The sequence below is a fragment of the Cryobacterium sp. PH29-G1 genome, from assembly GCF_030063365.1.
In the GTDB taxonomy this organism is placed as follows: Bacteria; Actinomycetota; Actinomycetes; order Actinomycetales; family Microbacteriaceae; genus Cryobacterium.
Window position 1 is genome coordinate 13,497 of the sequence record NZ_JASISY010000001.1, and the last position, 25,092, is coordinate 38,588.

Annotated in this window: 21 protein-coding genes; 9 read left to right on the top strand and 12 right to left on the bottom strand. The window is 65.3% G+C overall.

Annotated features, from left to right (window positions below):
* Nucleotides 1–37 precede the first annotated feature (37 nt).
* The gene (locus QMK22_RS00070) at nucleotides 38–901 is read right to left on the bottom strand and encodes a LysR substrate-binding domain-containing protein (RefSeq protein WP_283495600.1); all 864 of its coding nucleotides are present in this window, start codon (nucleotides 899–901) and stop codon (nucleotides 38–40) included.
* A gap of 83 nt (nucleotides 902–984) precedes the next feature.
* Between QMK22_RS00070 and QMK22_RS00075 the strand changes: the two genes are divergently transcribed.
* On the top strand, nucleotides 985–1,422 hold the full coding sequence (locus tag QMK22_RS00075) for a DUF5997 family protein (RefSeq protein WP_283495601.1): 438 nt from the start codon (nucleotides 985–987) through the stop codon (nucleotides 1,420–1,422).
* A gap of 90 nt (nucleotides 1,423–1,512) precedes the next feature.
* Here the strand turns inward: QMK22_RS00075 and QMK22_RS00080 are convergent, their stop codons facing one another.
* Nucleotides 1,513–2,175 carry an alpha/beta hydrolase gene (locus QMK22_RS00080; protein WP_283495602.1) on the bottom strand — a complete coding sequence of 221 codons (663 nt, stop codon included), beginning with the start codon at nucleotides 2,173–2,175 and terminating at the stop codon, nucleotides 1,513–1,515.
* Between the two features lie 137 nt (nucleotides 2,176–2,312).
* Here QMK22_RS00080 and QMK22_RS00085 point away from each other — a divergent pair, with 137 nt between their 5' ends.
* Nucleotides 2,313–2,897, top strand: coding sequence for an NUDIX hydrolase family protein (locus QMK22_RS00085; RefSeq protein ID WP_283495603.1), 585 nt, complete (start codon nucleotides 2,313–2,315; stop codon nucleotides 2,895–2,897).
* Nucleotides 2,898–2,956: 59 nt separating this feature from the next.
* Here the strand turns inward: QMK22_RS00085 and QMK22_RS00090 are convergent, their stop codons facing one another.
* From QMK22_RS00090 to QMK22_RS00110, 5 genes are all read right to left on the bottom strand, one after another.
* Nucleotides 2,957–3,952, bottom strand: coding sequence for a nucleoside hydrolase (locus QMK22_RS00090; protein WP_283495604.1), 996 nt, complete (start codon nucleotides 3,950–3,952; stop codon nucleotides 2,957–2,959).
* Nucleotides 3,953–4,053: 101 nt separating this feature from the next.
* Nucleotides 4,054–4,545: a GNAT family N-acetyltransferase gene (locus QMK22_RS00095; protein ID WP_349360328.1), complete on the bottom strand. Its 492-nt coding sequence runs from the start codon at nucleotides 4,543–4,545 to the stop codon at nucleotides 4,054–4,056.
* A gap of 138 nt (nucleotides 4,546–4,683) precedes the next feature.
* The gene (locus QMK22_RS00100; RefSeq protein WP_283495606.1) at nucleotides 4,684–6,300 is read right to left on the bottom strand and encodes a DEAD/DEAH box helicase; all 1,617 of its coding nucleotides are present in this window, start codon (nucleotides 6,298–6,300) and stop codon (nucleotides 4,684–4,686) included.
* A 261-nt stretch (nucleotides 6,301–6,561) separates the two neighbouring features.
* Nucleotides 6,562–7,200 (bottom strand): DUF1684 domain-containing protein, encoded by a 639-nt coding sequence (locus QMK22_RS00105; protein WP_283495607.1) that lies wholly within the window; start codon nucleotides 7,198–7,200, stop codon nucleotides 6,562–6,564.
* Nucleotides 7,201–7,289: 89 nt separating this feature from the next.
* Nucleotides 7,290–7,856 (bottom strand): hypothetical protein, encoded by a 567-nt coding sequence (locus QMK22_RS00110; RefSeq protein WP_283495608.1) that lies wholly within the window; start codon nucleotides 7,854–7,856, stop codon nucleotides 7,290–7,292.
* A gap of 41 nt (nucleotides 7,857–7,897) precedes the next feature.
* Between QMK22_RS00110 and QMK22_RS00115 the strand changes: the two genes are divergently transcribed.
* Nucleotides 7,898–8,341 (top strand): EVE domain-containing protein, encoded by a 444-nt coding sequence (locus QMK22_RS00115; RefSeq protein ID WP_283495609.1) that lies wholly within the window; start codon nucleotides 7,898–7,900, stop codon nucleotides 8,339–8,341.
* Nucleotides 8,342–8,400: 59 nt separating this feature from the next.
* Entirely contained in the window at nucleotides 8,401–9,666 is a 1,266-nt protein-coding gene (locus QMK22_RS00120) for a hypothetical protein (protein WP_283495610.1), read from the top strand.
* Nucleotides 9,667–9,749: 83 nt separating this feature from the next.
* Here QMK22_RS00120 and bioB read toward each other — a convergent pair whose 3' ends face one another.
* Complete coding sequence (bioB, locus tag QMK22_RS00125; RefSeq protein ID WP_283495611.1) at nucleotides 9,750–10,805, bottom strand: biotin synthase BioB; 1,056 nt, start codon at nucleotides 10,803–10,805, stop codon at nucleotides 9,750–9,752.
* 44 nt (nucleotides 10,806–10,849) lie between these two features.
* On the opposite strand from bioB, the gene QMK22_RS00130 reads away from it, so the two are divergent.
* Nucleotides 10,850–11,455 (top strand): TetR family transcriptional regulator, encoded by a 606-nt coding sequence (locus QMK22_RS00130; protein WP_283495612.1) that lies wholly within the window; start codon nucleotides 10,850–10,852, stop codon nucleotides 11,453–11,455.
* A 135-nt stretch (nucleotides 11,456–11,590) separates the two neighbouring features.
* Here the strand turns inward: QMK22_RS00130 and QMK22_RS00135 are convergent, their stop codons facing one another.
* The 3 genes from QMK22_RS00135 to QMK22_RS00145 form a co-directional block, all read right to left on the bottom strand.
* Nucleotides 11,591–12,085 carry a SprT-like domain-containing protein gene (locus QMK22_RS00135; RefSeq protein WP_283495613.1) on the bottom strand — a complete coding sequence of 165 codons (495 nt, stop codon included), beginning with the start codon at nucleotides 12,083–12,085 and terminating at the stop codon, nucleotides 11,591–11,593.
* Nucleotides 12,085–13,398 (bottom strand): PQQ-dependent sugar dehydrogenase, encoded by a 1,314-nt coding sequence (locus tag QMK22_RS00140; RefSeq protein WP_283495614.1) that lies wholly within the window; start codon nucleotides 13,396–13,398, stop codon nucleotides 12,085–12,087. Before QMK22_RS00140 ends, QMK22_RS00135 begins: the two co-directional genes overlap by 1 nt.
* A 469-nt stretch (nucleotides 13,399–13,867) precedes the next feature.
* Complete coding sequence (locus QMK22_RS00145) at nucleotides 13,868–14,176, bottom strand: hypothetical protein (RefSeq protein ID WP_283495615.1); 309 nt, start codon at nucleotides 14,174–14,176, stop codon at nucleotides 13,868–13,870.
* On the opposite strand from QMK22_RS00145, the gene QMK22_RS00150 reads away from it, so the two are divergent.
* Nucleotides 14,135–14,410, top strand: coding sequence for a hypothetical protein (locus tag QMK22_RS00150; protein ID WP_283495616.1), 276 nt, complete (start codon nucleotides 14,135–14,137; stop codon nucleotides 14,408–14,410). The genes QMK22_RS00145 and QMK22_RS00150 overlap by 42 nt on opposite strands.
* Before the next feature lie 85 nt (nucleotides 14,411–14,495).
* Here the strand turns inward: QMK22_RS00150 and QMK22_RS00155 are convergent, their stop codons facing one another.
* The gene (locus QMK22_RS00155) at nucleotides 14,496–15,386 is read right to left on the bottom strand and encodes a spermidine synthase (protein WP_283495617.1); all 891 of its coding nucleotides are present in this window, start codon (nucleotides 15,384–15,386) and stop codon (nucleotides 14,496–14,498) included.
* Between the two features lie 340 nt (nucleotides 15,387–15,726).
* Here QMK22_RS00155 and rpoB point away from each other — a divergent pair, with 340 nt between their 5' ends.
* The 3 genes from rpoB to QMK22_RS00170 all read left to right on the top strand — a co-directional run bounded on the left by rpoB (nucleotide 15,727) and on the right by QMK22_RS00170 (nucleotide 24,960).
* Nucleotides 15,727–19,218, top strand: coding sequence for a DNA-directed RNA polymerase subunit beta (gene rpoB, locus QMK22_RS00160; protein WP_283495618.1), 3,492 nt, complete (start codon nucleotides 15,727–15,729; stop codon nucleotides 19,216–19,218).
* Between the two features lie 42 nt (nucleotides 19,219–19,260).
* Entirely contained in the window at nucleotides 19,261–23,184 is a 3,924-nt protein-coding gene (locus tag QMK22_RS00165; protein ID WP_283495619.1) for a DNA-directed RNA polymerase subunit beta', read from the top strand.
* 348 nt (nucleotides 23,185–23,532) lie between these two features.
* Nucleotides 23,533–24,960, top strand: coding sequence for a type IV pilus twitching motility protein PilT (locus QMK22_RS00170; RefSeq protein WP_283495620.1), 1,428 nt, complete (start codon nucleotides 23,533–23,535; stop codon nucleotides 24,958–24,960).
* Nucleotides 24,961–25,092 lie beyond the last annotated feature (132 nt).

Below are 25,092 nucleotides of genomic sequence, written 5' to 3' on the forward strand. Positions count from 1 at the left end.
AATCTCGTTCAGCTCGATCATCTCCACCGCCACGGGATCAGCGGCCGCGGCTTTTTCCCTTGTTGGGGTTTTTTGTCGGCCGGGTGCGCCCGGGAGCGCTTTCGGTCTTCTTGCGCACGGCGGGTTTAGCCTTGGCCGCCGCCACCCGGATCGCCTTGGCCGCGGCTTTCGCTTTGTCGGTCTTCTTGGGTTTGCGTGGCGGTTTCGGGGGGCGGCCGTCGCTGCGTGCCGGTGCCGCGTCGGCTTCGGCTGCGGTGTCACTGGCGGCCGCGGCCTCCGCTGCGGCCGCGCCGGTGTCGGTGCGGGAACTCGATTTTGAACGCCCACGTACGATGCCGATGAATTCTGCAATATTGTCGGTGGTTTCGCGGGTGATCCAGGCCAGGGCGATCTGCGTGTTGGCGACGTTTGACACCGGGCGCGAGATGACGTCCTTGCGGCCGTACAGCCGGGCGATCGAGTGCGGCACGATGATGATGCCGACGCCAGCGGCGACCTGCTCCATGGTCTCGTCGAGGTCACGCATCGGCGGTAGGGCCCGGCGGGTGCCGTCACGCACCTCGTCGGCGAGGTCGCGCCATTCGGGCACATCGTCGGGATCCTGCAGCAGGTGTTCTGCTGCGAGGTCCGCGATCGGTACCGTTGCGTACTGCTCGATGGCGTGGTTTTTCGACGCGACGACGACGGGAATCTCGTTGTACAAGTTGATGACGCTCAGGTCGGTTTCGTCGATGGGCAGACGCACCAGGCTGACTTCGGCGCGACCGTCATGCAGCACCGCAACCTGCTCCGCGGTCTCGGTGCGAAAAACGGTGAGGGGGACGTCGAGGCGGCGGTCGCCCCAGATGCGAGTCCACTTGGTGGGGGTCACACCGGCGACGAAGGCGATCGAAAAGCTCACCGGCATCCTTTCTCGGGTAGTTGAGGGCGCCCAAGAGCGCAATTTGCCCAAACACGGGCCCTCTCAGGCTATACGCTTGAACAATGAGTTCCGAGAAGAAGCCCCAGACCATGAAGCCCGCCACGGCGGCCCAGAAACTCGGGATTCTGCTCGACGCGGCACCGGCCGAGTTTCAGACCGAGTTTGTCAGCCGTACCGAGCTCGCCGAGCTCATGGCCAACCCGCCGGAATGGCTCACCCTGCTGCGTACCAATGGACCGCACCCGCGCCAGGTCGTCGCCGCCAAGCTCGGCGTCTCCATCTCCGGGCTGGCCCGCAGTGAGATCACCGACCCGTTGACCACCGCCGAGATCGCCGCCCTGCTGCAGCAGCCGCCGGCGTGGCTCGTACTCGAGCGTTCCACCCAGGCCGGCGTGCGCGCCGACCAGATCGCGGTGAAAGACCGTGACGCCCAGCGTGCGGCCAAGAAGGCGCACATCGAACGACAGGCCGCTCAGGAGCAGGCCAAGCGCGACCGCTAAGTACGAAGCGTGCCGCACGTGTCGTGCCGCACGACCAGGCGTGGGCGTGCAGCGGATGCCGACCCGCGGCATCCGCTGGCCTGAGCGCGCTTAGGCGGTCGGTTCTCCGGCCGGCTCCCGGTACTGCGCGCTGAGAAAATTGACCACGTCGCCCAGTTCGGCTTGCGAGATCGAGTGCGGAAGTCCCTCGTAGATACGCTCGGTCAGTGTGCTGTGGCCGGGCAGCCACGCCTGCGTGCGTTCGACCGCACTGGTGGGAATCACGTTGTCGGCGGTGCCGCGGCCCCAGAACACGGGCAGCGGGTGCTCGGCCAGGGCGGTGTCGCCCGGCTGCCGGCCACTGCCGACGAAACCGGACAGGTTCACCGCGAAGCAGAACCGGCCGGGCGCGGCGCGCAGCAGCTGCACGGCCATCGCGCCGCCCTGCGAGAATCCGAGCAGGCCTACCTCACGGGGCTGCTGGGGCAGGGCGTCGAGCCAGCTGAGCACGGCGGCGACGGCCGCGTCAACCGAGGCGGCGTCTGGGTTGCCCGGATCGCTGATGGGAAACCAAGCCCAGCCATCGCCCACCGGCAGCGGCGCACGCAAGGCCGCGATGACGGGTTCCAGTGGCAGGTGCGGCGCGAGGGAGAACAGGTCGCCCTCGTGCGAGCCATAGCCGTGCAGAACGAGGAGCAGCGGGCGGTCAACCTGATCGGCGCCCGTCGCCGACCAGAGTACGGCGGCGTTATCGATGGTGGTGCTGGTGGTCATGGTTTCCTTCCGGGGCGTGCGAGGCGTGAGCGCCGCACTCCATACTTTCATTGCCGTGGCCGATCTTTCGCACAGTTTGGTGTGCCGAGGAGGGGCGAGCGTGCGCGCACGGGGTCGGCGTAGGACAGAATGGCACTATGAGCGTGCGAACCCCTGACCCAGACCCGGACTGGACGCCGAAGCCCCCCGCCGGAGCCCCGAACACGAATCCGGGCTGGCTGAAAGACGTCGAACTGGCCGAGATCCGCCAGCGTCTGCCGATCCTCTACATTGAGGCCGTGCCCGTTCGGGTCGACGGTCTCGGCCAGGTCGTGGAGGTCGGCGTGCTGTTACGCGCCCGCTCGACCGGTGAAATGACCCGCACCCTGGTCTCCGGCCGGGTGCTTTACGGCGAAACCCTGCGCGACGCACTGTTCCGTCACCTGGAAAAAGATCTCGGGCCGATGGCTTTTCCGCAGCTGCCGACCAGCCCGGTACCGTTCACGGTCGCCGAGTACTTTCCGATGCCCGGGATCACCGCCTACACGGACGACCGCCAGCACGCTGTCTCACTCGCCTACGTCGTTCCCGTCACCGGCACCTGCGATCCCCGCCAGGACGCCCTCGAAATCACCTGGATGACGCCGGCCGAGGCCGCGTCCTCGGCCGTCTCGGCCGAGATGGAAGGCGGCCGCGGTACCCTGCTGCGGGCAGCCCTCGCCTCCGTGGGTCAGCTGTACTGACGCGGGTTTCGCGAGCGGATGCGTGCCCCGGCCGGGGCAGGCATCCGCTCTCTTGGCAGCTACGCCGTCTGCGGCAGCGCTGAACTCAGCCCGAGGGTGTCGAGAAACAGGTGCACGTAGCGGTCCACGTCAACGTCGAGCGCGACTTCGGCGGCTTCCCAGTCGCCGGACAGGCCATGCACGGTGTCTTCGCCGGGATGGATGCGCTTGTCCACCAGGGTCTGGCCGCGACCGTAGCCGGAAAGTTGTACGCGCAGGGGCAGCATGCTGGTGGTCAGACCGTCCGGATCGACGAGCGCGCAAAGGGCGCCGGCATCGCCGATGAGTCCGGTGTATTCGGCGTCGCGGCCCGGCCCCAGCGCGATTCGATTGCTGAGCAGTCGACCGACGACGTGTGCGAGGTTGGTTGTGCTGGCCACCAGGGCGTTGGCAGCCAGCTCGGGGATGGCGACCTGGTTGAACACGTCGAGCCCGTACATGAAGGTGGGCACACCGGAGTCGAGCACGATGGCCGCAGCTTCCGGGTCGTGCCAGACATTGAATTCCGCAACGGCGGTGGCGTTGCCGACCGTGGTGGATCCGCCCATGAAAACAATGCGCTCGATATTCTCGACCACGTCGGGGTACTGACGCAGCAACAGCGCCAGGTTGGTCTGGGGGGCAAGCCCAACCAGGGTGACCGGATGCGGGCTGGCCCGGATCAGTCGGTGCATGAGCTCGATCGAACTGATCGGTTCGGCCTGTCGGTTGGTTGGCGGAAGCTGCAGGGTGCCTAAGCCGCCTTCACCGTGCACGTGCGCGGCCGATCGGGCCGGTTCGAGCAGCGGCCGTCGGGCGCCGGCGGCGACCGGAATGGTCGGGGCATCGGCGACGTCGAGAATGCGCAGGGTGTTTTCGACGACTCGCTCCAGCGAGGCATTGCCGGCAACGCAGCTGATGCCGAGCACATTGATGCCGGGGTGGGCGAGCGCGAACAAAATAGCCAGGGCATCGTCGACTCCGGTGTCAACATCGAGGATGACGGGGATCGCTGCGGGTGCCGTGGAATTTGTCATCCGTTCACCCTATTGCGTGGACTGTGCCCAAAAACCCCAGCGGGGCATTTTGGTGCTAAAACTAGCGCTGAACAGCCAAAATTGCACTTGTGAGCAGGGCTCTACCGCACCAAACGCACTTCGTGCAGCTTTTCCCCGAGAACCTCTTCGGTGCGTTCGTTGCCGTCGGCGCGATAACCGTTGCGGGCATAGAACGCGTGCGCGCGCGGGTTGTCGGCGGCGACCCAGAGCGACGACGGGCCGGGATCTACGACGGAGTCGAACAGCTTCTGGCCGATTCCCAGTCCATGCTGCGCGTCGAGCAGGTACATGAAAAACAGCTCGTGGGCGGTGGGCTGGTCGTCGTCGCGGCTCGGTCCGCTGCCGGCGAAGCCCACGATCTCGCCATCGACGAGAACGACGCTCTGGCGGTATTCCTGCCCCTGGGTGGTGAAGCGGCGCCACATTGCCGCGAGACGCTGGGGGCGTAGCTGTGACAGAGCAGCCTGGCTGAGCAGGTGATCGTAGGTTTCATGCCAGCAGGCGGCGTGGACGCGGCCCAGACTTTCGGCATCGGCTTCGGTGACGGGTCGAACGACAACTGTGGTGTTCATCATCCGACACTAACCGTTTTTGCGGGTGCTGCCGTACGCGACCGCGGTGGTGCACACAAAAAACGGGCCGGTCTCACGAAGAGACCGGCCCGTTTTTGATCTAGCGGATGCTGCGGGCTAGCGGATGCTGCGGGCTGGTTAGCCCTGTGAGCGGCGCGGAGCTGAACGGCCGGCTCCGCCTGAGCTCGGTCCGCGAACGAGTCCGCCGACCTGAAGGCTGCCGACGCGTGCTCCGCCGGAACGACCGGCGGCTGAACCGGAACGGGGGGCGCTGCTCGCGGCGCCGGCCGGACGGCCGGAACGCTCGCGACGTGCGCCACCGGCCGAAGCGGTGTCGCTGCTACGGCCGCGGCCGCCGTCGTGACGGTCGGTGCGGGCCCCATCAGAGCGTCCGCCGGAGCGGCTGGCGCCACCGTCGCGGCCACCATCGCGGCCACCGTCGCGGCCGCCACGGCTGGAGTCGGCGCCCTGGCTGCGGCCGCCCTGTGAACGGCCGCCCTGTGAGCGACCACCCTGCGAGCGTCCGCCCTGCGACTGACGCTGCTGCTGCGGTGCCTCGACACGGGGAAGCGGCTTGACGTAGGCGGCGACGTCGCCGACGAGTGCGTCGACGGCGGCGGAGGAAGCATCCACCCGCTGCGGGGTCACCTTGATGGCGGCCTTGCGCAGGAGTGCATCGGTGTCGCGCTTCTGCTCGGGCAGCACGACGGTGACGACGTCACCGGCGCTGCCGGCACGGGCGGTACGGCCCGAGCGGTGCAGGTATGCCTTGTGCTCGGCCGGCGGGTCAACGTGGATCACGAGTTCGATGTCGTCGACGTGCACGCCGCGAGCTGCGACGTCGGTGGCGACGAGAACCTTAACCGTGCCGGCGCTGAACGCGGCGAGGTTGCGGTCACGAGCCACCTGGGAGAGGTTGCCGTGCAGGTCGACGGAGGGGATGCCGGCGTCGGTGAGGCTCTTGGCGAGCTTCTTGGCCTGGTGCTTGGTGCGCATGAAGAGGATGCGACGGCCGGAGCCGCTCGCGAGCTTCTGCACGAGTTCCTTCTTCGCGTCGACGCCGGAAACCTCGAACACGTGGTGGGTCATGGCCGAGACGTGGCTGTTGGCCTCGTCGACCGAGTGCATCACCGGGTCGTGCAGAAAACGCTTGACGATCTTGTCCACGCCGTTGTCGAGCGTGGCGGAGAACAGCATGCGCTGGCCGTTGCCGGGCGTCTTGTCGAGAATGCGGGTCACGACGGGCAGGAAACCGAGGTCGGCCATGTGGTCGGCCTCGTCGAGCACGGTGATCTCGATGGTGTCGAGGTTCACGAAGCCCTGCTTCATGAGGTCTTCGAGCCGACCGGGGCAGGCCACGACGATGTCGACGCCGGCCTTGAGGGCGGCGACCTGACGGCCCTGCGAGACACCGCCGAAAATCGTGGTGGTATTGAGGCCATAGGCCTCGGCGAGCGGGGTGATCGCGTTGGTGATCTGCGTGGCGAGCTCGCGGGTCGGCGCCAGGATCAGGCCGAGCGGACGGCCCGGGCGACGCTTGCCACCGGCGAGGTTACCGCCGAGGCGGGACACCATCGGAAGCGAGAAGGCGAGGGTCTTGCCCGAGCCGGTCTTGCCGCGGCCGAGTACGTCGCGGCCGTTCAGGGTGTCAGGAAGGGTGTCGACCTGAATGGGGAAGGCGGTGTCGATTCCCTGGGTGGAAAGAACTTTAACCAGGGGAGCCGGCACGCCGAGCGTGCTGAAAGTTGTAGACAAAGTGGTGCCTTTCGGGCATCAGTCTCCTCGCCCGTTCGGGTTGCCGTCGAGCGGCAATCAAACCAGGAGGATTCACATGGCGAAGGTGCCGAAGGGCACATCCGTTCGCCGTAAGAATGTTCATTCGCAAAATCAAGACGACCCGGTGGGCGGCCTCAATAAGAAGAGGGCGTTCTACGACGCAGCGAGCGCAACTACGCACTCGCAAGTACTCCTACTCTAGCGGATGCTGTCAAATCGACTGAGTGCAGCGCCTCGAAGCTACGAGTGGTCGCCGTGGTACAGCTCGCCGACGGGCACTTCGACGGCGATGATGTTGCCGCTCTGTGGCAGTGGGCAGGCCCACATCGGGTCGTAGGCGCAGGAGGGATTGTAGGCAAAGTTGAAGTCGAGAATGAGGCTGTCGTCGCCCACCCCGGGGCCGAGATCAGCGCCTTTGATGGTGTCGAGTAAATAGCGACCGCCGCCGTAGGTTCCATCGTTTTTGCCGGCCAGGGCATCTTTCAATGGGAGAAACAGGCCGCCGCCGTAACTCGCGAGCCGCCACACATCGAGTGAACCGAGGTAGGGCAGCCGCACCGTGCCGACCAGGTCGAACGGTACGGTGCCGTCGGTCCCGGTCTCGACCATCATTCGATACGGCTGCTCGGCCCGGTGCACCTCAACCTCGAACCGCCAGTCCGGGTCGTAGGCCGCGATCGGCAGCCCGGTGAACGCCGATCGGTCGTCCGGAAGCAACGGTGACGACGGATGCCCGGCGAACAGTTCATCCCGCCCGGAACGCCACAACTCGTGTCCGCTCCGCGGATTGCTCGTGCTCAGCTGGCGAACCCCCGCATACAGTGCGGTTACACGGCGACGCCAGTCGGTGATCTGCAAGGCTCCGAGGGAAGAACTCATGGTGGCTACGCTACCGTCGACCGGCATCGAACGCACAGGTCGCGGCCCGGCGGGGGTGGCTGGCCGGGCCGGCGGCGCCGCAGCATCCGCTACTCATCGCTGGCGGCGGTGTCGCCGGCATTGGTGGTCACTGCGCGCTGCGACAGCGGCACGAAGGCGGGATCGTCGATGCCGACGTCGTGCTGCCAGGTGGGCGCGAGGCGTTTGAGGCGCAGCATGCGCCACTGCCAGAATGCCCAAAAAGTCGGCCAGAGCGCCAGCGTGGCCGGTCGGCCGCGAAAAATGAGCTGGTCGCGATAGAGCGTTTTTCCCGAACCGGCCGGGTCGGGTGCGATGGCCATACGGTGATCCCACAGCGTGACCGCGCTTAGCGCGCCAGACACCCCGCGCCCGGTGTCGCGCAGAATGCGCACCCCGTCGGGGCGGTGGGTCGAGTTGGCGAGTCGAATGACCTGCGTTCCCATCGGCACCAGGCCCAGCATGGAGAACATGGCGGGGTGCTCGCCGGGTTCCCAGCGGGTGGGGAAGCCGTCGGCTTCGAGCGATTCCACCGCCATGAACGGGGAACTCACCTCGCGAAACACAGCGGGGCTGTGGATGGCGTGCCAGGCGGCATCCGGTGTGCAGTCGAGGATCTCTTTGAGCAGTACGCGCATCTGCCCAGTTTGCTCTGACAGCGGCATGCAGTACAACTTAGATGGTGGCAATTCGGTTCTGGCTCGGCGTTGTGCACCGCGAGCACGTGCTGCGGGGTGTCGATTTGGGCATCGCCCGCGCCAACCGCGGTGCCGGTGATCTCATCAAGCAGATGGGTGAAGCTGACGGCATCGTCTATTACTCGCCGAAAACGGCGATCGAGGGCGATCCGCTCAAGGAATTCACCGCCATCGGGCGCATCGCGGATGCCTACGCGTATCAGGTGGGCGACCCCGGCAACGACTTTCGACCGTGGCGCCGCCGGGCCGATTATGACCTCGATGCGTGGCCGACGAGCATCCGCCCGCTGGTATCGGTGCTGCAGCTCACCCGCGGAAACCCCGACTGGGGCTTCCAGCTGCGCCGTGGGATGTTGGAGATCTCGCGCCATGATTTTGAGATGATCCGGCAGCAGATGCGTCGGCCCTCCGCCGACGACCGTTAGGCGTGACTCGGGGGTCAATGGCGGGCCGTCACCCAGCAACCTAAATTAGACTCAAGCCCATGAATGGCGATTTCTGGTGGGTGCCCTCGGTCATCGTTCTTGGCCTCGTTGTGGCCGGTGTGTGGGCGCTGGTGAGCGCGTCGCGGCGGCGCACCAGCGCGCGGCTGGCGGAAGTGAGCGCGGCGGCTGCCGAACTGGCCCGTAGCGCGAATATCAGCCTCGTGCGCGCTGACGACGAGGTGCAAGACGCCACCGACGAGCTCGGCTTTGCGATCGCGCAGTTCAGCGAATCCGCCACGCGGGAGTTTGCCAGCGCACTCGCCACCTCACGGCGTCAGCTCAGCGATGCGTTCGCGCTGCAACAGAAACTTGACGATGCGCTGCCGGACAGCGCCGCGGAGCGCACCCGGTGGAGCCAGCAAATCATTCAGCTGGCCGATGAAGCGACCGGTCGGCTCACCAACCAGGCCCGCGATTTCACGGCTAGGCGCGGCGTGGAGCGGAATGCGCCGCAGCAGCTTGAGGAGCTCCGCCGCCGTTTGGGGCGGGTCACCGATCGGGTCGCGGGCGGGGCGAGCACGCTCACCCGGCTGAGCCTGAGCTATTCCGCGTCGGCGCTCGCGCCGATCAGCAACAACGTTGCCCGGGCCCGTGCCTCGCTTGAGGCGGCGGTAGCCAGTGCCGATGCCGCAGCGGCGCGGTTGGCCGAGGCATCCGCCCCGCCGGTGGGGGCGGAATTGCAGGCCGCCGAGCACGCCCTGTTTCAGGCCACCACGCTGCTCGATGCGATCGAAACCGGCGAAGACCAGCTGCACCGTGGTTTCGCCAACCTGCAGAAGGCGCTGGATGCGGCCAGCTCGGAATTGGCCGAGGCTCGTGCCCTGCGCGACGGTCACGAAGAATCCGACACGAGTGCGTCTCTGAATCAGGTCATTGCCGCTGCAGCGTCCGTGCAGGCCGCGCTGCGCGAGCCCGGGCGCTCGAGCGACCCCGCCGCCGACCTGGTGGCGCTCGAGACGGCTATGAACGGGCTGGACAGCATCCGCTCTGAGGCACGCAACCGGCAATTGCGCCTCGACAACGCGCGCACGGCCCTGGCCGGCGCGCTGCTCACCGCGCGCAGCCAGATCACGATCACCCGTGACTTTGTGGCGGCGCACCGCGGGCGGGTGCAGGCCGGCGCTCGCACCCGGCTGGCCGAGGCCGAGCGGCAATTGGCGCTCGCCGTGGCGGAGAGTGACCCGGTGACCGCGCTCGACACTGCCCGCCGCGCAATGACGCACGCGACCGATGCCGACGCCCTGGCCCGCTACGACACCCGCTGATCGGCTAACTCGCCGGCGGTGCAACGGATGCCACGCCGGTCCCCGATCGGGTTCGGCCGGTGACGCGGTGATTATCGCCGGGTTCAGGCGTTGGGCGCGACCGCGGTGCCGGCGCCGCGCTGCCGAAGCACAACCGGTGGCGCCACACGAGCGATCTCGTCCGTACCCAGCACGCGGAATCCGGCGTCCGCGATCATCTCGAGGTCGGCGTTCGCTTCCTGGCCTTCGCTCGTCAGATAGTCGCCTAAGAACAGCGAGTTGGCCAACTGAAGGCCCAGGGGTTGCAGGGAGCGCAGGTGCATTTCGCGGCCGGCCGCCATTCGCAGTTCGGTGGCCGGGCAGGCAAAACGCACCAGGGCGAGGATGCGCACGCACCGGGCCGGCGTGAGCAGCCACGTTCCCGCCAGGGGCGTGCCCTCGAACGGCATGAGGAAGTTCACCGGGATCGATTCGCTGCCGAGGTCGCGCAGCGCGAAGATCGCATCGACCAGCTCGTCGTCGCTTTCCCCCATGCCCACGATCAGGCCGGAGCAGGGGGAGAGGCCGGCGGTTTTGGCGTGTTCGACCGTGCGCACGCGGTCGTCGTAGTCGTGGGTGGTGCAGATCTCGGCGTAGCGCGACTGGCTCGTGTTGAGGCTGTGGTTGTAGGCGTCGGCGCCCGCAGACTTCAGCTTCTCGGCCTGGCCGTCTTTCAGAATGCCGAGGCAGGCGCAGACCTCAACCTGCGGATGCTCGTCCTTGAGTTGGTCGAGAATCCCGGCCACCCGGTCGACATCGCGGTTGCTCGGTCCCTTGCCGCTGGCCACGAGACACACCCGCGACGCGCCAGCCCGGATTCCGATCGCCGCCTGCTCGACGGCCTCGGCGGTCTCCATCCACGAATACTTGAGGATCTGTGACTCGGATCCGAGCCGCTGCGAGCAATAGTGACAGTCTTCCGGGCACAGCCCGGATTTCAGATTGACCAGGTAGTTGACCTTCACGGCATTACCGAAATGTTCGCGCCGGAGACGTGCGCCCGCCGCGACGAGATCCAGCAACTCGTCGTCGCCCGAACGAAGAATCGCCAGCGCCTCCTCGCGGATCAGTGAATCGCCGGTGAGGAGCCGGGCTGCGAGCCGCGCGAAGTTATTGAACATCGTTCAAGTATAGGGTTAACGGATCGGAACAAGGTGGGGAAGCAATGGCACTCTCGCGGGGGCAGATCGTGGACGCGGCGCTCGCGATCCTGCACGAATACGGCCTGGCATCCCTCTCGATGCGCCAGCTCGCCAAAGCGCTCGGCGTGCAGCCCGGCGCGCTGTACTGGCACGTCAAAAATAAACACGACCTACTCGCGGCGGTGGCCGACCGCCTGCTCGCCCCCGTCGTGACGCGGTGGTCGCGGGAATCCGGCGGCGTGCCGTCGGCGCAAACGCGCCAAATCGTGCTGGATCTGCGCCTCGCCCTGCTGTCGGTGCGTGACGGTGCGGAGATCGTGTCGCTCGCTCAGGCACTCGAAGTTCGGCCGCTTCCGGCCACGCGGGTGCTGCGGGACGCGCTCGGTCGGGAACTCGACGAACGTCGCGCAGAGTGGGGCGCCCGCGCACTCACCCACTATCTGCTCGGCGCCGTGGCCGAAGAGCAGAATTACGCCGAGCTCACCCGCGCCGGGCTCGTCCCGGTCGGGACGTCGTCGCCCTATTCGGATGAGGCGTTTGTGTTCGGCGTGGACGCGATCCTGCACGGCCTCACGTCGCCGGCGGTGGTGCGGCAAGAAGAACCCGCACCCGGGCCGTTCCCGCGGTAACGGCGTCTGTCGGCCGATGCGGCGGTTCTACCGAGCGGGATGGCTGTGCCCTGTGCCCCTGTGCCGCTGTGCCGTTGTGCCCTGGGCCGCTGTGCCCTGAGCTGCTGTGCCCGGGGAAGCTGCCGGTGCGAGTCGTTACGGGCCGGCCGAGGCCGCGGCCTTGCGGCGGATAGCCGTCGTAATCTCGCGCCGCAGCCACGTGATCGCGTGGGCCTGATCAAACCGACGGGCACAGAGCCCGCAGGCCAGGGGGCGGGTGGGTTGCCGATAGCGATAGTGCGTGTGCCCGGCCGGACAGGTTCCCACCCAGGGCGCGAGCTCATCGGCGATTTCGCCGTCGTGGGTGCGCTTGCCGTCGTAGCCGAGGTCGTACGCCATTTTCTTCCAGCGCGGGCCGTGCCCGGCCCGGGGCCCGGCCAAGGCGTGCGCGAGCTCGTGCAGCAGAATCTGGTGCACGTCGTCATCGGCATAGCGCGCGGCGAGGTAGCGCGAGACCGTGATGTGTTTCTTGCTGAAATTGCACAGGCCAGCCCGCTTCTTCGCGTTGTCGAAGCCGAAGGTCCAGCTGGGGTCGAGGTGCAGCACGATAAGGGCATCAGCCCAGCGTCGCACCTGAACGAGATCGGCCATCAGGGCTCGACCATCGCGGCGGGTACCGAAACGGGGCGCACATGCACCTGATAAAGCCGGTCGTCACCGGCTACCGGGGAGCCCCGACCGTCTGTGTTATTACTCACAAACCATAGTGTGCCAGCAGGGCCCGACACCACGTCCCGCAGCCTCCCATATCTGTTCACGAACCACGCGGTGGGTGCCCCTGTGGAGGAGTCCCCGCCAGTGGAGCCACTCGTGATCGGGATACTCCACAAGCGGCTGCCGCGCAGGCTGGCCAGAAAGATCGTGTCAGACACGATAACCAGGCCGCTCGGGCTCGCATCCGCTGTGGACCATTGCTGCTCGGGATCGATGAATCTTGCGTCGCCGGCCTGGCCCTCGACCGTCGGCCAACCGTAATTGCCGCCCGGCACAATACGGTTGAGCTCATCCCAGGTGTTCTGGCCGAACTCGCTCGACCACAGCTGCCCGTGGGAATCCCAGGCGATACCCTGCGGGTTGCGATGCCCGTAGGAGTAGACGAGCGTGTCGAAGGGATTGGCCTCGGAACCGATGGGGACGTCCCCGGTGGGGGTCATGCGCAGAATCTTGCCGCCGAGTGCATCGAGATCCTGGGCGGTGGCCGGGTTTCCGGCATCGCCGACCGTGGCGTACAGCAGCCCGTCGGGCCCGAATGCGATGCGGCCGCCATTGTGATTGCCGGCCCGCGGAATCGAATCCAGAACCAGATCCGGTGCCCCGAGGGTGTGGCCGCCGTTGGACCCGGCCAGGGGCATCCGCTCAATGCGGTTGTCGGTCGCCGTGCTGAGGTAGGCGTAGACCCAGCCGTCTCCGCCGGGCGCTGCGGTATCGGCGAGGAAGGCGAGGCCGAGCAGGCCGCCCTCACCATTCGGCTGCGCTGCTTCGACCGTGCCGACCTCACGCAGGCTCCCGTCGGGCAGCAACTCGCGCACCCGGGCGGTATCGCGCTCGCTGATGAGCGTGGCGCCGCTGGGCAGCCGCAGAATCGACCATGGTGCCGCCAACCCGGAAGCGATGACAACGGGGTCGCCGACCGGCTGCACCGGCGTGAGTGGGTTGGTGCCCGACTCGAGTTGGGTCGGGGTCGGCTGGGCCGGTCGCTCGGTCGCCGGTGCAGCGTTTGGCGCTTCGGCGCTGCAGGCCGCGAGCGTCAGAATAATCAGTGCGGTAGCCGTGCTCAGTGCGGTCACCATGCGCAGCCTGGTCAGCCCCCGCACGCCGGGTGCCGTGCGCAGCTGGGCCGGCGTTGGCGGCAGTGGCGACACGGTGATCACCGCGCGACGAAACCGCAGAGCCCGATGGGCCACCGTTCACCTCGCCTTCGTGGTGATTGCCGTCGTGGTGATTGCACTCGAGGAGATTGCACTCGAGGTGAGTACAGCATGCCGCAGCACACGGCCCACGGCCAGTATCCGGTCGCAATGTCGCATAACTCCTGCAATTCCAGCCGGCGCAAAGCTGGTACCGCGAGATTCCACAGGTGTTGGAACCCCTGGCCTGAATTTGCAGGAGTTATGCGCGCGGGAGGGTAGGCCTGGGGGCGCGCGGTAGGGGGGACTGCGGGTCGCGGAGTTGGGACCGGGGGTCGCGAGGTGCGGGACTGAGCGCCGCAGGGGAGGTCAAGCCTGTGTGGCGCGAGGGTGGTCAGGACGGTGCTGGGCAGGAGGGTGCTGGGCAGGACCGTGCTGGGCAGGAGGGTGGTCAGGACGGTGCTGGGCAGGAGGGTGCTGGGCAGGACCGTGCTGGGCAGGACGGTGCTGGGCAGGACGGTGTCGGTCAGGACTGGGGGCCGCGAGCGGCGATGTGCGACTCGACGACCGCCACGGCGAGCAGCGAGCTGTCGAGTTCGTCGGCGTCGGCGCCGTCTTTCTCCCGCAGAAACACGGCCGCCGTGAAATCGGTGAGCGCACCCTCGAGGTTGCCCTGGTCGAAGTACACCTTGCCGCGGTGCTGCCGGGCGTAGGCGGCGAGCCTGGTCCACTCGTGCACCTCGGAGTCGAGGATGCAGTGGGTCAGCTCGCTCGCGGCCTCATCAAGCTTGCCTTGAAATTGCAGAACCTGGGCTCGACGGATGCGACTGGCCACGGCCTGCTCCCGGTTGCCGGTGAAGCGCGACTGACGCAGCGCCTCATTCGCGATCTCCCAGGCTTCGTCGAGTCGACCGACCAGGCGCAGCAGGGCGACCTTCTCATTGAGGGCGGCGAGGCTGCGCAGGTTGCCGAGCTCGGCGAGTCGCTCGCCAGCGGCCAGAAGGTCGACTTTCTCGCGCAGAGTGATGGGATCGTAACCGATGATGAAACTCAGGGTGTGTTCCTGTAAGACGGGCGGCGAAGCCGCGGTGAAGGGGTCGATCTAGGGTACCCCCGCTGGCGCCGATCGAGGCCGTCGGTACCGGGCGTGGCGGCTAGTGCCCGATTTGAAAGACGGTGCGGCCGGGGAGCGGCGACTGCGTCGAGGTTTCGTCGGTGGCGACGAGTGAACCGGCCATGAATTGCTTCAGTTCGGTGCCCTCGATGACCTTGGCCGGGTGCGGGCCGTTGGCGAGCAGCCGCGGAATCCAATTGAGGTCGATCGGGGTGTGGGCGGCCACGAACACGATATTGCCGAAGCGGCGGCCCTTGAGCACCTGCGTCTCGGCGAATCCGATGACGTGGTCGAACACGGCCGAAAGGGTTGCGGCCTGGCCGCGCGCGAACGCGAGGCCGGGGCCATCCGCTACGTTGACGGCGAGGACGCCGCGCGGAGACAACAGCGGGGCGGCGAGGGCGAAGAACTCTCGACTCGTGACGTGTTTGGGAGTGCGCGCTCCCGAAAAGATATCGACCACAACGAGGTCGACGGCGCCGTGCAGCCCGGCGGGCAGCTTGCCGAGCACTTCGCGGGCATCGCCGTGGCGCACGCGCAGCTGGGCACGTTTATCCCACGGCAACTCCGAGCGCACTAGATCGATCAGGTCGCTTTCAATCTCAACGACCTGCTGGCGGGAACCGGGCCGGGTCGCCTCAACATAGCGCGGCAGGGTGAGCGCACCTGCGCCGAGGTGAACGGCGGTGATCGGCTCGTGCGGGTCGCCGAGCAGGTCGATCACGTGCCCGATGCGCTGGATGTACTCGAAGAACAGCTCGTCGGGGTGATCGATGTTCACGTGCGACTGCGGTGTGCCGTCGACCACGAGCTGAAAGCTGCCGGGGGTGAATCGGTCGGGTTCAATCACCGCCGTGTGTCCACTCAATTTCAATACGACCGACGGATGCCCCGCGTCGCTGCCTGATTCACCCTTACGCCCACTGCTCATCCCCCCAGTCTGCGCCCTCCAGCTCCTCGACCCTTTCGCGAGAGCGGAAAAATGGTTGCTTCACCACCGCTGAAGCAACCATTTTCCCGCTCTCGCGGGAGGGCGGAGGGGTGTTATACCTGAGAATTTGGGAATTGGCAAGAATTTAGTGGACATGTCGCCAGATGGGGCATATAGTTGATCCTTGCGCTCCCAGACAAACCTTGCCTTCATATTGCGGTCGGCTTTGCGTGTTCAAGCCACCTTGAGGCACATTTCCTACGAGTTTCTTTCCTAGGGTCTGCGGAGTCTTCACCAATAACAGTAACTAGACCTGACGGGGTCCACGGAGGTTATTTCCTTGGCTGCTGCGCGCAACGCAACCACCAACTCACCCAAGAACGGCCGCGCTCACGAGCGTCTGTCGTTCGCGAAGATCAGCGACCACTTGAACGTTCCGGATCTGCTTGCATTGCAGACCGAGAGCTTCGACTGGCTCGTCGGCAACGACATCTGGAAAGCTCGCGTCGCCGAGGCCCAGAAAGCCGGACGCCAGGACCTGCCGAATCGCACCGGGCTCGATGAGATCTTCGAGGAGATCTCTCCCATCGAGGACCTCGGCGAAACGATGCAGCTGTCCTTCACCAACCCGGAACTCGAGCCGGAGAAGTACACCATTGACGAGTGCAAGGAAAAGGGTAAGACCTATTCCGCCCCGCTCTATGTGAACGCTGAGTTCATGAACCACCTCACCGGTGAGATCAAGACTCAGACCGTGTTCATGGGTGACTTCCCGTTGATGACCCCCAAGGGCACCTTCGTGATCAACGGCACCGAGCGTGTCGTCGTTTCGCAGCTGGTGCGCTCCCCGGGCGTGTACTTCAACCGCGAGCAGGAGAAGACGTCTGACAAGGACATCTACTCCGCCCGCGTCATCCCGAGCCGTGGTGCTTGGCTTGAATTCGAGATCGACAAGCGCGACCAGGTCGGCGTACGTATCGACCGCAAGCGCAAGCAGTCCGTGACCGTGTTCCTCAAGGCCCTCGGCCTGTCCAGTGAGCAGATCCTCGAGGAGTTCAAGGGCTACGCGTCCATCGAGCTCACCCTCGAGAAGGACAACATCCTCACCAAGGAAGAAGCCCTCAAGGACATCTACCGCAAGCTTCGTCCCGGCGAGCAGGTTGCTGCCGAGGCCGCGCGTGCGCTCCTGGACAACTTCTTCTTCAACTCCAAGCGCTACGACCTGGCCAAGGTTGGTCGTTACAAGATCAACCGCAAGCTCGGCCTCGAAGCCCCGCTGAGTGATTCCGTACTGACGCTCCAGGACATCCTGGCCACCATCAAGTACCTCGTCGCCCTGCACGACAACCAGACCACCCTTCCGGGTCTGCGCGACGGCAAGATGACCGACATCAACATCGACATCGACGACATCGACCACTTCGGTAACCGTCGTATTCGCGCCGTTGGTGAGCTCATTCAGAACCAGGTGCGCACCGGCCTGTCCCGCATGGAGCGCGTCGTTCGCGAACGCATGACCACGCAGGACATCGAAGCGATCACGCCGCAGACCCTGATCAACGTGCGCCCCGTCGTTGCCGCGATCAAGGAGTTCTTCGGAACCAGCCAGCTGTCGCAGTTCATGGACCAGAACAACCCGCTCGCCGGACTGACGCACAAGCGTCGCCTGTCCGCGCTGGGCCCGGGTGGTTTGTCCCGTGACCGCGCCGGCGTCGAGGTGCGAGACGTTCACCCCTCGCACTACGGCCGCATGTGCCCGATCGAAACCCCGGAAGGCCCGAACATCGGTCTGATCGGGTCGCTCGCCTCCTTCGCGCAGATCAACGCGTTCGGTTTCATTGAGACTCCGTACCGTCGTGTGGTCAACAACAAGGTGACCGAGCAGATCGATTACCTCACCGCGAGCGAAGAGGACGACTTCATCGTCGCCCAGGCCAACGCCCCGTTGACCAAGGACTCGCACTTCTCCGAAACCCGCGTGCTGGCTCGTAAGAAGGGTGGCGAGGTCGACCTCGTTCCCGCTGAAGAGATCGGCTACATGGATGTCTCGCCGCGCCAGATGGTGTCGGTAGCAACCAGCCTCATCCCGTTCCTCGAGCACGACGATGCTAACCGTGCGCTCATGGGCGCCAACATGCAGCGTCAGGCGGTGCCGCTGCTCCTCAGCGACAGCCCGCTCGTCGGAACCGGCATGGAGGTCTACACGGCCATCGACGCCGGTGACGTGCTCACCGCAGCGAAGCCCGGCGTGGTTTCCGAGGTCTCGGCTGACGTCGTTACCATTCAGCTCGATGAGGGCGGAACGCAGGACTACTACCTGCGCAAGTTCAGCCGCTCCAACCAGGGCACGAGCTTCAACCACCGCGTGATCGTCAACGCCGGTGAACGCATCGAAGCCGGCGAGGTTATCGCCGACGGACCCGCCACCGACCAGGGCGAACTCGCCCTCGGAAAGAACCTGCTCGTGGCATTCATGCCGTGGGAAGGCTACAACTTCGAGGACGCGATCATCCTGAGCCAGAACCTGGTCAAGGACGACACCCTCTCCTCGATTCACATCGAAGAGTACGAAGTGGATGCCCGTGATACCAAGCTGGGTAAGGAAGAGATCACTCGCGACCTGCCCAACGTGTCGCCGGACTTCCTCGCCGACCTCGACGAGCGTGGCATCATTCGCATCGGAGCCGAGGTTCGCCCCGGCGATATCCTCGTCGGTAAGGTCACGCCCAAGGGCGAGACCGAGCTCTCCGCCGAAGAGCGCCTGCTGCGCGCCATCTTCAACGAGAAGAGCCGCGAAGTTCGCGACACCTCGCTCAAGGTTCCCCACGGTGAGCGCGGCACCATCATCGGTGTCAAGGTGTTCGACTCGCAGGACGGCGACGACGAGCTCGGCTCGGGCGTCAACCAGCGCGTGGTCGTGTTCATCGCCCAGAAGCGCAAGATCACCGAGGGTGACAAGCTCGCCGGGCGTCACGGCAACAAGGGTGTCATCTCCCGCATTTTGCCGATCGAGGACATGCCGTTCCTCGCCGACGGAACCCCGGTTGACATCATCCTCAACCCGCTCGGTATCCCCGGTCGCATGAACTTCGGTCAGGTGCTCGAAACGCACCTCGGCTGGATTGCGAAGCAGGGCTGGAACGTCGAGGGCAAGCCGAAATGGGCTGCTCGGCTTCCGGAGCACGCCTTCAGTGCCGCCCCCGGCACGAAGGTCGCCACTCCGGTATTCGACGGTGCGCTCGAGATCGAGATCGAGGGTCTTCTGGACTCCACGACCCTGACCCGCGACGGCGATCGCCTCATCGGTTCCACCGGCAAGACCCAGCTCTTCGACGGCCGCTCCGGCGAGCCGTTCCCGATGCCGGTGTCCGTTGGATACATGTACATCCTGAAGCTCCACCACCTCGTCGACGACAAGATCCACGCTCGTTCGACCGGTCCGTACTCCATGATCACCCAGCAGCCGCTGGGTGGTAAGGCGCAGTTCGGTGGACAGCGTTTCGGTGAGATGGAGGTGTGGGCGCTCGAAGCATATGGAGCCGCCTACGCCCTGCAGGAACTCCTGACCATCAAGAGCGACGATATCCTCGGCCGCGTCAAGGTGTACGAAGCCATCGTCAAGGGTGAGAACATCCAGGAACCCGGCATTCCCGAGAGCTTCAAGGTTCTTATCAAGGAAATGCAGTCGCTCTGCTTGAACGTCGAGGTGCTCTCGGCCGATGGCACCGCAGTGAGCCTGCGCGACACGGATGACGAGGTGTTCCGTGCTGCGGAAGAGCTCGGCATCAACATTTCCACCCGGTTTGAGTCGTCGTCCATCGACGACATCTAAGCCCGGTCCAAAGAAACTTCGAAAACTTTCCAAGGAGAGAAATTGCTCGACGTAACAACATTTGACGAGCTTCGTATTGGCCTGGCTACCGCAGACGACATCCGTCGTTGGTCGCACGGTGAGGTCAAGAAGCCCGAAACTATCAACTACCGCACGCTCAAGCCGGAAAAAGACGGCCTGTTCGGTGAACAGATCTTCGGTCCCTCGCGGGACTGGGAATGCTCGTGCGGCAAGTACAAGCGTGTTCGCTTCAAAGGAATCGTCTGCGAGCGTTGCGGTGTAGAGGTCACGAAGTCGTCGGTGCGCCGTGAGCGCATGGGCCACATCGAGCTCGCTGCTCCGGTCACGCACATCTGGTACTTCAAGGGTGTGCCCTCGCGTCTGGGTTACCTGCTGGACATGGCTCCGAAGGACCTCGAAAAGGTCATCTACTTCGCCGCATACATGGTCATCACGGTTGACGAAGACGGTCGCCACCAGGACATGCCTGGCCTGGAGAACGAGCTGCGTCTCGAACTCAAGACCATCGAGTCCAGCCGCGACCAGCGCATCGCCGATCGCCTGCAGCGCCTGGAAACCGACCTCGCAGCACTGGAGGCCGAAGGCGCCAAGAGCGACCAGAAGAAGCGCACCAAGGACGCCGCCGAGAAGGAAATGGGCCAGGTTCGCAAGTCCCTGGACGAGCAGATCGTGCACCTTGAGCGTGTGTGGGAAGACTTCCGCACCCTCAAGGTCGGCGACCTGAAGCCGGAAGACTCCGTCTTCCACGAGCTTCAGGACCGTTTCGGCATGTACTTCGAGGCCTACATGGGCGCCGAAGCCATCAAGAAGCGCCTTGAGGCCTTCGACCTGGTCACCGAGAGCGAAAACCTGCACCTGCAGATCGCCGAGGGCAAGGGTCAGAAGAAGATCCGCGCCATCAAGCGTCTGCGCGTGGTCAACGCGTTCATCATGACCGGCAACTCGCCGGCCGGAATGGTGCTCGACGTCGTACCCGTGCTCCCGCCCGAACTGCGCCCGATGGTGCAGCTCGACGGTGGACGTTTCGCCACCTCTGACCTCAACGACCTCTACCGTCGAGTGATCAACCGCAACAACCGCCTGCGTCGTCTGCTTGATCTCGGTGCCCCCGAGATCATCGTGAACAACGAAAAGCGGATGCTGCAGGAGGCCGTCGACGCACTGTTCGACAACGGTCGCCGTGGTCGCCCGGTCACCGGTACCGGTAACCGTGCCCTCAAGTCCCTGAGCGACATGCTCAAGGGAAAGCAGGGTCGTTTCCGTCAGAACCTGCTCGGCAAGCGCGTGGACTACTCTGGCCGTTCGGTCATCGTGGTTGGCCCGCAGCTCAAGCTGCACCAGTGCGGTCTGCCCAAGCAGATGGCACTCGAGCTGTTCAAGCCGTTCGTGATCAAGCGCCTGATCGACCTGAGCCACGCTCAGAACATCAAGGCCGCCAAGCGCATGGTCGAGCGCAGCCGTCCGCAGGTCTGGGACGTGCTCGAGGAGATCATCCGCGAGCGTCCGGTCATGCTCAACCGTGCACCCACCCTGCACCGCCTCGGCATCCAGGCTTTCGAGCCTCAGCTCGTGGAGGGCAAGGCAATTCAGCTGCACCCGCTCGTGTGTGCGGCGTTCAACGCCGACTTCGACGGTGACCAGATGGCCGTGCACCTTCCGCTCTCGGTTGAGGCCCAGGCCGAGGCTCGCATCCTGATGCTTGCCTCGAACAACATCCTCAAGCCGTCTGACGGTCGTCCGGTGACCCTGCCCACCCAGGACATGATCATCGGTCTGCACCACCTCACCACGATGAAGGAAGGTGTGGTCGGAGAAGGCCGTGCCTTCACCACCGTGTCCGAGGCCATTCTCGCGTTCGACCAGAAGTCGCTCGACCTGAATGCCAAGGTGCGCATCCGCTTGACTGATAAGTACTTCGCCGAGGGCACACAGCCCGAGGGCGTCGAGCTGGTCAACGGCCAGGCCGTCGGTACCGTTCTCGTCACCACGAGCCTCGGTCGCGCCATCTTCAACGAGGCGCTTCCGGCCGACTACCCGTACTTCGAAGACGTTGCCAACAAGGTCACCATGTCGACCATTGTCAACGACCTCGCGGAGCGGTACGTCAAGGTGGAGGTCGCGGCAACGCTCGACCGGATCAAGGATGCCGGTTTCTACTGGGCAACCCGTTCTGGCGTGACAGTTGCGCTCAGCGACATTCTGACGCCTCCGAACAAGAAGGAGATCGTCGCCGGTTACGAGAAGCAGGCCGCCAAGGTTCAGGCACAGTTCGAGAAGGGTCTCACGACCGACCTCGAGCGTCGCCAGGAGCTCATCCAGATCTGGACGCGTGCCACGGAAGACGTTGCCGCAGCGATGCAGGCAAACTTCCCGGCCGACAACACCATCAACCGCATGGTGACCTCGGGTGCTCGTGGTAACTGGCTGCAGGTGCGAAACATCGCCGGCATGCGAGGCCTCGTGAACAACCCGAAGGGTGAGATCATCCCTCGCCCGATCATCTCGAGCTACCGCGAAGGCCTGTCCGTCGCTGAGTACTTCATTGCTACTCACGGTGCTCGTAAGGGACTGGCCGACACCGCACTGCGTACCGCCGACTCGGGGTACCTCACCCGTCGTCTCGTGGATGTCTCGCAGGACGTCATCATTCGTGAAGACGACTGTGGAACGCGCAAGGGTCTGGAACTGCCCATTGCCGGAACCGACGCCACGACCGGTGCGCTCCTGCGCGACGAAGATGGCGGCCTTCTGGTCGACTTCAACGTCGAGAACGCGGTTTACGCTCGCAGCCTGGCCGCACCCGCGGTCAACACTGCCGGTGAGGTCATCGCCGACGCCGGAGACGACGTCGGAGACGTGCTCATCGCGAAGCTCATCGCCGGTGGTGTCGAAACCATCAAGGTGCGTTCCGTGCTCACCTGTGAGTCGGCCGTCGGTGTGTGTGCGGTCTGCTACGGCCGTTCGCTCGCCACGGGCCAGCTCGTCGACATCGGTGAGGCAGTCGGTATCATCGCCGCACAGTCCATCGGTGAGCCCGGCACCCAGCTGACCATGCGTACCTTCCACACGGGTGGGTCGGCATCCGCTGACGACATCACCCAGGGTCTGCCGCGTGTTCAGGAGCTGTTCGAGGCGCGTACCCCCAAGGGTGCGTCTCCCATCGTCGACTCCGCCGGACGCATCACGATCGAGGATTCGGACAAGGGCCGCAAGGTCATCCTGACCCCCGACAGTGGCGACGAAGCGATCGCCTACCCGGTGCTCAAGCGTTCGACCCTCCTCGTTGAGGACGGCCAGCACGTTGAGCTCGGACAGCAGATCATCATCGGCGCCGTCGACCCGAAGGAAGTTCTTCGCGTCAAGGGTGTTCGCGCGGTGCAGAAGCACCTCGTCTCCGGTGTGCAGGAGGTCTACCGTTCGCAGGGTGTACCGATTCACGACAAGCACATCGAGGTCATCGTTCGCCAGATGCTTCGCAAGGTGACTGTTGTCGAACACGGCGACACCGGACTGCTCCCGGGCGAGCTCGTTGACCGGTTGAAGTACAACGACCTCAACCGCACCGCGCTCACCGAGGGCAAGAAGACGGCATCCGCTCGCCAGGAGGTCATGGGTATCACCAAGGCATCGCTGGCGACCGAGTCCTGGCTGAGCGCCGCTTCCTTCCAGGAGACCACCCGGGTTCTGACCCAGGCGGCCATGGAAGGCAAGAGCGACCCGCTGATGGGCCTCAAGGAGAACGTCATCATCGGTAAGTTGATCCCCGCCGGCACCGGCCTTCCCCGCTACCGCGACGTCACCGTCGAGGCAACGGAAGAAGCCAAGGCTGAGCGTTACCCGAACCGCATCTTCACCGAAGATGCCACGTTCACCGAGGGTGACCTGAGCTTCGTCGACTTCGACAGCTTCTCGTCGGACGATCTGGCTCCGGGCACGTATAACTAGCCTGTAGCTCTCAACGGATGGCCCCTGCTTCGGCAGGGGCCATCCGTTGTTTAACGGGCAGTGGATGCTGTGCGCCCGGCCCGTGACCCGCCCGGGTCCACCTTCTGCAACCGGGCCCATGATCTACCATGGGCCCGGTTTCCGGGCCCGGGCCCGGGAAGAAATGGCGGGTAGGGGCTGGGGGAGTCGGGCAAATGGGGGGAGGGGACGTAGACTCGCCTTCTACTGTTGTTTGTGACTAGTACGGGGGAGACCGTGTGGCGCCCCTGAGTGACACTTCGGCCCGATTCGAACACACCCCATGACGGCGTCCCGCGCGTGGCTGCCCAGGTTGAAAGGACCCGTCTGATGACCCACCCCAGTTCTGAGACCCGCGCCACGCACGGAGGAGGCAGCGCCTGGCCGCTGTCGACTCCTGCCCTCGATACTCCGCCGCACAACTCTCTGCCGCACAACTCTCTGCCGCACGACACGTCGCCGTTCGAGGGCCCGGCGCACGCCGCTGCGCCATTCGATGCTGCGCCATTCGATACTCCGTCGTCCGACGCGGCGGTGCACGATGCCGGTGCCCTCGAGCACCCGGATCAGGCCGAGCCGGCGAGGCACCATCAGCGTGTGGCACTCGCCGACGGCCCCGATCCCGACCTCATCGCGGCCCTGCTCGAGGTGCTCCACCACGACGGATCCGACCTGCACGTCACCGTCGGCGCTCCGCCCTGCATTCGCGTCGACGGCAATCTGCGCCCCCTCGCCAACGCCAGCACGTGGATGCGGGACAAGGTCACCTTCGCCCTGCGGAGCCTGCTCACCCCGGCGCAGCTCGAAGAGTTTGAACGCGAGCTCGAACTCGACTTTGCTTACACGGCCGGCGGGGCGCGCTTTCGGGTGAACTATTTCGTGCAGCGCAACTCCGTTGGGGGCGCCTTCCGGCTGATTCCGCGCGAGATCAAGCAACTCGCCGAGCTCGGCGTTCCCGAGACCGTCGGAAATTTCGCGACCTTGCCTCGCGGGCTTGTGCTTGTGACGGGGCCGACCGGGTCGGGCAAGTCCACCACGCTCGCGGCCCTCATTGACCTGGTCAACCGCACCCGGGCCGATCACATCGTCACCGTGGAAGATCCGATCGAGTTTCTGCACAAGCATCAAAAATCGCTCGTCAACCAGCGCGAGGTGGGCCACGATACGCACAGTTTCGCATCCGCTCTCAAGCACGTGCTGCGGCAGGACCCCGACGTGATTCTGATCGGCGAGCTGCGCGACCTTGAGACCATCTCGGTCGCACTCACCGCGGCCGAGACCGGCCACCTCGTCTTTGCGACCCTGCACACCCAGAATGCCGCCCAGACCATCGACCGCATTATTGACGTGTTTCCGCCGCACCAGCAAGAGCAGGTGCGCTCCCAGTTGGCCGCCACCCTGCAGGGCGTGGTGTGTCAGGCCCTGGTCAAGAAGGTCGGCGGGGGTCGTGCCGTGGCGCTGGAAGTGCTCGTGGCGACCCCGGCCATCGCTAACCTTATTCGTGAGGGTAAGACGTACCAGATTGCCTCGGCGATGCAGGCCGGGCGGGCGCTCGGCATGAACACGATGGACCAGAGTCTGGCCGACCTCGTAATCACGGGCGTGATCACCCGGGAAGCGGCCCAGGCTAAGGCCCAGGACGCCACGTCGCTCGAGCAGCTGCTGCGCCGAGGCCTGCCCGAAGCGGAGGGCGAGCGCGCTCGAGCCCGCTCCGAGATCGATTTTGACGACTCGTTTTCCAACCGGGAACCCTATTAACCGCTGAAATTCGAGATGCCGTGACCCGTCGCCCCCATAATGGGGGTATCCCACGTCCGCGGGTGGGTGGCGGCCGCGAACGCTCTCGTTAAGCTTGAGGCTGAGACCAGCTGAGTCTTTGCGAGTCACAAC